Source organism: Candidatus Magnetobacterium casense (assembly GCF_019173545.1).
GTDB classification, from domain to species: domain Bacteria; phylum Nitrospirota; class Thermodesulfovibrionia; order Thermodesulfovibrionales; family Magnetobacteriaceae; genus Magnetobacterium; species Magnetobacterium cryptolimnobacter.
Genome location: NZ_JABXWD010000194.1, coordinates 1 through 6,678, shown reverse-complemented (window position 1 = coordinate 6,678; position 6,678 = coordinate 1). Strand labels below are relative to the sequence as shown.

Below are 6,678 nucleotides of genomic sequence, written 5' to 3'. Positions count from 1 at the left end.
GCAGGCAATTTAAAATGACACCCTTATCTGATATCATCAGAAGTAAGACAGAAGGATTGTCACCAGGGTGAAAAACTGTTTACCATGAAATTTAAAGAGGATACTCTTTCAAGATATATCGAAAGATATCCCAAAGAGGTTAGTGATATCTTTATTGAACTTCTCAAAACTCTTGTACCCGCTCCATATGGACAAGAGAGTGTTATTACAAGGATGGTTCAGACGCTACTTGAAAAAGGTGAGGAAGAAGCGGTAACTCAAATATGCAATTATTATGGAAAAGCCGGTTATCATTTTCTATGGAACCATTTTAAAAATCTCATATAGACATCCTTGTACGTGACATTTTTACGGGGTCAAGGGGTCAGCGACCCCCGGCTCAGTGGGGGACTGGTCCCCTTGCGGGGGGTTCTGAAGGGGGGCGGAGGGGGTGAGGCACCCCTGCCACAAACCGCCCCTTTCTTTATTTTTGCCGTTTTCTTTACCCCACGACGTCGAGGTTCCTGACCCTGAAGTTGACACCGAGGTCTCTTGCTATGGCCTGACACGCCGCAACATCCACGCCGGGCATCTCAACCACCGTCAGCGTGATAACCGGAATGTACCGCCGTGCCTGTCTGACAAACCCCAACAATCCCTCGTAGGCCCCCTCAAGTAACGGCTTGCACAACTGTTCATACGTTTTTGCATCCTGGGCGTTGAGACTCACGCTGATGTGATCGACAAGCCCTGATAGTTGTGGTAACACATCCTGGTCGTTGATGAGATTGCCATGGCCGTTGGTGTTGACCCTGACCATGCCACCCCTTGCCTTGACGTATGCGGCAACACCCTTGACCACATCAGCCCTGATCAGAGGCTCACCGTAACCGCAAAAGACAATCTCCCTGTACGCAGTGGGATCGCCTATGGCCGCAACGATTTCGTCCACCTCCGGCTCCCGTGACAGACGCATGTTGTGACCCTTTACGAAGTCCTTCTTGTAACGGATGCAGAAGACACACTCGTTCGTGCAACGATTTGTCAGGTTTATGTAGAGACAATCGCGTATCTTGTAGGTTATCGTCCCCGATGATGCGACCTTGCCCACGCCAAATAGCCTCTTGGCGTTGTTGGAGGTTATGCGTGCAACGTCCTGTGTCGATATGCCACGCACCTGCGCAATGACCTCCGCCGTGTACCTCAGATACGACGGCTCGTTGCGTTTGCCCCTGTAGGGTTGGGGGGCAAGGTAGGGGGCATCGGTCTCAATAAGCAGCAGGTCATCGGGTACCATCCTGGCGACGTCCCTGAGTTCTTCCGCCTTTTTGAATGTTACCACACCCGAAAACGATATGTACAACCCCTGCGCAACCAAGACCTCCGCCATTTGCATATCCCCGGAGAAACAGTGCAGCACGGCATTGTGTACGCCATTGTCTCTGATGAGTTCAAGCGTGTCCTGGTTTGCCTCCCTGCTGTGGATCACCAGGGGGAGGGAAACCTCCTGCGCCAACTCCATGTGTCGCACAAAGACGTCCCTCTGCACGTGCCGCGGAGAGTGGTCGTAATGGTAGTCCAGCCCCGTTTCGCCCACGGCAACGACCCTTGTATCGGCACACAAGCCCTTGAGTTGCTCATATGTTGCCGGCCCCACAAACGCAGAGGCGTTGTGTGGATGAATCCCCACCGTGGCGTAGATAAAGGGATAGGCATTTGCCAGTCCTATGGCAGCCGTTGAGCTGTCAACGTCGGCGCCAATTGTCATCATCGCCTCAATGCCGCAGTCCCTCGCCCTTTGGATAACGGCCTCCCGGTCGTTGTCAAACTGTCGCATCTCAAGATGGCAGTGGGAGTCTATCATGTGTTTAGTTCAACCCTCCTTATTTCTATGTAGAGTCTCGTTATACTTGCCGCCACAAAGGACATGTACGTCCCCGTCACGAGCGTTGACATCACCACGCCTGCCTTACCGAGCTCCCCAACGGCCATCGTAACTATGGTCACCGTTATGGTCAGCATACTCAGGTGTGCAAACAACATCAGAGAATTGAAGATATTGCCCCTGACCATGTGAAAACTCCGCTTCATCGCCTCCCTGCCGGAGATGTCCTCGTTTAGTACTATGGTAAAAGTAAACATGAAAAAGTAGCCAACCAGAATCGACGGGATTAAAAACAGAAATACACCGAAAAACATCAGTAATCCGGCAACAATGATCACAACCAGGAGGGCGTCCATCCGCATCAGCGTAAAGAGCAAAGCCCTGTCCACCGATATCTGCCTGCCAAAGATGGCCTCCCTGACCATGACAATGGTGACCCCGTGGGCAAGCGCCTGGAGAAAGTAACTGACCACACTGAGCATCATAAGTGTGCCAAAGATGTCCTTGAGCAACAAAAACATCGCCTCAGGGGTCTTTGCCCCCGACAGGTCTACGGAACCTCCCAGCGTGAGACTTGATATTATCAGCGACATCAACGATACCACAACCGAGGGAGTAATCACGGTAATGTTGTTTTTTATCAGCTTCAAGCTCTCAATAAAAATAAATCTTATGAGCATAATTGTTATTTACTAAACTACAATATATAATATAATTTTACAAGGTGTTTTTATGACAGAGATAAATAACAAATGCAAATATGCAGATAGAATGCGGCAAAGGGGGAAGAAAAATGCTTGAGCTTCACTTTGGTAACATGATGGAAGAGGTGATAGGAGAGAAGGGACTTTCCTTGACACAGATAGAGAGACTGCGTGAGAACGTCCTTGACGCCCATAAGCAGATACAAGAAAGGAAGTGGAAGGAGCTGGCCTTTTTGGATTTGGCCAATCAGAAAACAGACGAAATAAAGACAATGGCTGCACAAATAAAGGAATCTTCGGATTATTTTCTCCTGTTGGGGATCGGTGGTTCTGCCATGGGACCAAAGGCGATACTTGAGGCGCTGAAGCCGTTTCACAACTATGTCAGCCGCCCGTGTATATTTATCTATGACAATATCGACCCTCGCACCCTGCACGCCGTGCTGTCGATAATCGATCCGGCCAGAACTACGGTAAACGTGGTGACAAAGTCTGGCAACACGGCTGAGACCATTGCCTCGTTCATGGTCATGTGGCATCGCCTGCAGAAGGTGCTCGGCGATGACGTTGCCGACCGGTTTATCATCACGACAAATCCCAACACGGGCATCATGCGGGATGTGATCATCTCAAACAGGCTGCCGTTTTTGTACATACCCTCGGATATCGTGGGGCGCTATTCGGTATTGAGTGCGGCAGGCCTGCTGATGTCTGAGGTGGCCGGCATTGACTCGGACGAGTTACTCAGGGGTGCAAGGGACATTGTCCACAGGTGCAACAACAAGGAGCTGTGGGAGAATCCGGCCTATCTGTTTGCGACACTGCTTTTTTTGATGAGCACCGAAGAAAAGCGCAACATAAACGTGATGATGCCCTATGCCGATGGCCTGAAGCATCTGTCGGAGTGGTTTTGCCAACTGTGGGCGGAGAGTCTGGGCAAGCTCGGTTTCGGTATAACGCCTTATCCATCGGTGGGCACGACCGATCAACACTCGCAGTTGCAGCTCTGGATGGAAGGCCCCGAGGACAAGGTCGTCATCTTCATCAACATCGACGACTACGGACAGGATGAGCGTATCCCCGACGTATTTACGAAGATAGATGGCTTTGCCAACCTCTCCGGTCGCACCCTCAACGAGTTAATCAGGGCTGCTGCCAACTCCACAAAGTGTGTCCTCTCCGGCTCGGCCAAGCCAAACATGACCATAAATATATCACAGTTGGATGCCTATCACATCGGGCAGTTGTTTATGTTTTTTGAGATATCTACGACAGTGTTGGGCTTTCTCTTTGGGGTCAATCCGTTTAATCAGCCGTGGGTCGAGACGGGCAAAAACAGTATATTTGGCATGTTTTCCAAGTCATGTGTGCAAAAAGGGGAGACGGACACTGAGGCTATTGACAAGAGTGGCGTATGCTGGAAGCTGTGAGAACACTCACGGAAATAAAAAAATTTTTAATGATTTGACAAATTTCAAACAAATGAATTACACTACTCAATGTTGGAGTGTTTGATTATAAATAATGGAGCTTTAAGGATGCCGGTAGCAGATGAGTGTATTTGAGGAGTTAAAGAAACAGATACTGTTTGAAGGTCTCAGCGACGAGGAGTTGGCAACGTTAGTCGATCTGGTAGAGCCTATAGACTATGAAAAGGGCGCCCCTATAATAAGGGAAATGGAACCTACCAGAGGCATATTTCTCATAAAGAGCGGCGAGGTGGAGATAACCAAGAAGCTTCCCATCGATCTAAAAACGAAGATGCTCATAACGGTCAGAAATATGCAGAACTGCTGTGAAATACGCAAGACGCCCTATGGGTGGCGACAGGTATTTTCTTCGCTGATAGAGGGTCAGTATTTTGGGGAATTGTCCGTAGTTGAGGGCAAGAAGCATCATGGAGCCGATGCCGATGCCGTAGATGACTGCGAGTTGTACCTCATAAGGGCCAATCACTTTTACGACATAGAGGCCAAAAACCCGTTGATGATGCTAAAGATATTCCGCACGATGGCAAGGGTTGCCTCAAAGACGGTTCGTTACCTTGACAGACAGTTGTTGAAGCTGCTGATAGGATTTTAGACCGGTAAGTTTCTGTGTCTTTGGCATGTTTTTTTATAAAATACAAAATAAAGAGGTGGTGGACAGACTATGGCCCTTGTTGATGAATTAGTCAAGCAGAGCCTTTTGGAAGGGCTTGATGCAGAGGAGGTAGGTAAGCTGGCCTCTTACATCGAGGATAGAAAGTATACCAAGGGAGGGTTTGTGTTTAAGGAAGGCGACCCAACCAGTGGCATATACATGGTGAGTTCGGGTAAGGTAGAGATAAAACGCAAGTTGCAACTCGATACAAAAACGAAAATGCTGATAATGTTGCGCAACATCCAGAGCGATGAGGTCAGGCATACGTCTCACGGCTGGGAGAACCGCTTTGCCACAATAGAGGAGGGGCAATTCTTTGGAGAGTTATCCGTAATAGAGAACCGAAAGAAGCACTCTGCCGAGGCGGTAGCGGTACAGGACAGTCATCTGTTTCTTTTGAAGGCCGATGTCTTTAGCGAACTTGAGGTCTTATCCCCGACGGTAATGGTCAAGGTCATGCGTGCAATTGCAAAAAACATGTCTGCAAATGTGCGTCTCCTGGACAAAAGAATATTAAAGGTCCTCATGGGTGGTTAAAAAGAAGAACGGGGCGGTTCAGCCCCTTTCTGTTTTTCTTTGAAACGTTCTATATATATAGCATCACAGGATTTTTTACAGCAAGCATTCTTCTGCTTTTTAAACATGTGTCACTTATGTTAAAATCACCATTGTTATGCACAAATTAACCGACAAACCTGTAATATCGACCTATGATTTTGTTGCATGGGGGATTGCAACGGTGTCACTTGTGTTGATCGTGAGATTACACTTACTGTCAGCGTTGTTGAGCGGCCTTTTGGTGTTTGAGCTTATCCACACACTCTCAAAGAAGATCAGGGTCAGGGGGATCAGCGGTCATGGCTCAAAGATAATAATCGTTACGTTGCTTGCCTCTATAATCGTACTCGTGGTGTGTTTGATGACGGTAGGAACGGTCAGTTTTTTTCGTGGCAGCATAGGTAACTTACCGGTGTTACTCCAGAAGATGGCCGACATTATCGAGGATTCCCTGAACTCGTTTCCGGTATGGATCGTGCATCTTTTGCCGTCCGATACGGCGGAACTTAAGGGGGCAATCGCCACATGGTTACGTGACCATGCAAGCTATCTGCAATTGGCCGGTCAGGAGGCCCTGCGAACCACTGCCCATATCCTCATTGGAATGGTCATGGGTGCGCTGATAGCCCTGGATGAGGCTATCGAAACGCGTCATTATGGCCCTTTGGGGCAGGCTATGCTTGGCAATGTCGTGCGATTGGGTCAATCCTTTCACCGCATAGTGTTTGCACAGGTGCGTATATCGGCCATTAATACGGTCTTTGCGGCGCTGTATCTGACCGTGGTATTGCCGCTGTTTGGCGTTCATCTGAACCTGATCAAGACGTTGATAGCAGTTACTTTTTTTGCCGGTCTGTTGCCTGTGGCGGGCAATCTGATCTCCAATACGGTGATCATCATTGTGAGTTTAAATCATTCGTTTAATGTAGCCGTTTCTTCCCTGGTCTTTCTGGTGGTAATACATAAGCTGGAGTACTTTTTAAATGCCAAGATCATAGGCACTCAGATAAAGTCCAAGGCGTGGGAGATGTTACTGGCAATGATCATAATGGAGTCAGCCTTTGGCATCTCAGGGGTAGTAGCCGCACCAATTTACTATGCCTACTTCAAGGACGAACTGATCAGCAAGAGACTCCTCTGAAATAAAGTTACACTGCCGGTGTGCGGCAGAGATGTCCTTGTTGCCGGACTTTACGCTACAATAGCAAAAAATTGGACAGCGCAAGCAAAGCCGTAGGAACGCCTACAGCAACCCGACGTGTCTTAATGCCTCTTTCAGTTCAGGGTCATTCTCAGCTTTCTCTTTAATTGCGAGTTCCAGTTTTTCAGCTTTCTCTGCCCGGGCCTCAAGTTCCCTGGTGGTGCGTACCACAGGCGCCAGGGTGGTTCGTCTGTCCCACAAGATAAACC

Annotated in this window: 7 protein-coding genes; 5 read left to right on the top strand and 2 right to left on the bottom strand. The window is 48.7% G+C overall.

All coding sequences use genetic code 11. From position 1 onward, the window contains the following. The first annotated feature begins 84 nt into the window (after positions 1–84). Positions 85–327 (top strand): hypothetical protein, encoded by a 243-nt coding sequence (locus tag HWQ67_RS10890; protein WP_218252715.1) that lies wholly within the window; start codon positions 85–87, stop codon positions 325–327. 154 nt (positions 328–481) lie between these two features. Here HWQ67_RS10890 and HWQ67_RS10885 read toward each other — a convergent pair whose 3' ends face one another. Both HWQ67_RS10885 and HWQ67_RS10880 read right to left on the bottom strand, forming a co-directional pair. Then, complete coding sequence (locus HWQ67_RS10885) at positions 482–1,843, bottom strand: TatD family hydrolase (protein WP_218252714.1); 1,362 nt, start codon at positions 1,841–1,843, stop codon at positions 482–484. Then, on the bottom strand, positions 1,840–2,544 hold the full coding sequence (locus HWQ67_RS10880) for a hypothetical protein (protein ID WP_218252713.1): 705 nt from the start codon (positions 2,542–2,544) through the stop codon (positions 1,840–1,842). The genes HWQ67_RS10885 and HWQ67_RS10880 overlap by 4 nt, the downstream gene beginning before the upstream one ends. Before the next feature lie 113 nt (positions 2,545–2,657). On the opposite strand from HWQ67_RS10880, the gene HWQ67_RS10875 reads away from it, so the two are divergent. The 4 genes from HWQ67_RS10875 to HWQ67_RS10860 all read left to right on the top strand — a co-directional run bounded on the left by HWQ67_RS10875 (position 2,658) and on the right by HWQ67_RS10860 (position 6,409). Next, the gene (locus HWQ67_RS10875) at positions 2,658–3,998 is read left to right on the top strand and encodes a hypothetical protein (RefSeq protein WP_218252712.1); all 1,341 of its coding nucleotides are present in this window, start codon (positions 2,658–2,660) and stop codon (positions 3,996–3,998) included. 121 nt (positions 3,999–4,119) lie between these two features. Continuing rightward, on the top strand, positions 4,120–4,650 hold the full coding sequence (locus HWQ67_RS10870; RefSeq protein ID WP_218252711.1) for a cyclic nucleotide-binding domain-containing protein: 531 nt from the start codon (positions 4,120–4,122) through the stop codon (positions 4,648–4,650). Positions 4,651–4,719: 69 nt separating this feature from the next. Continuing rightward, on the top strand, positions 4,720–5,247 hold the full coding sequence (locus HWQ67_RS10865; protein WP_218252710.1) for a cyclic nucleotide-binding domain-containing protein: 528 nt from the start codon (positions 4,720–4,722) through the stop codon (positions 5,245–5,247). A gap of 136 nt (positions 5,248–5,383) precedes the next feature. Next, entirely contained in the window at positions 5,384–6,409 is a 1,026-nt protein-coding gene (locus HWQ67_RS10860; RefSeq protein WP_218252709.1) for an AI-2E family transporter, read from the top strand. The last annotated feature ends 269 nt before the right edge of the window (positions 6,410–6,678 follow it).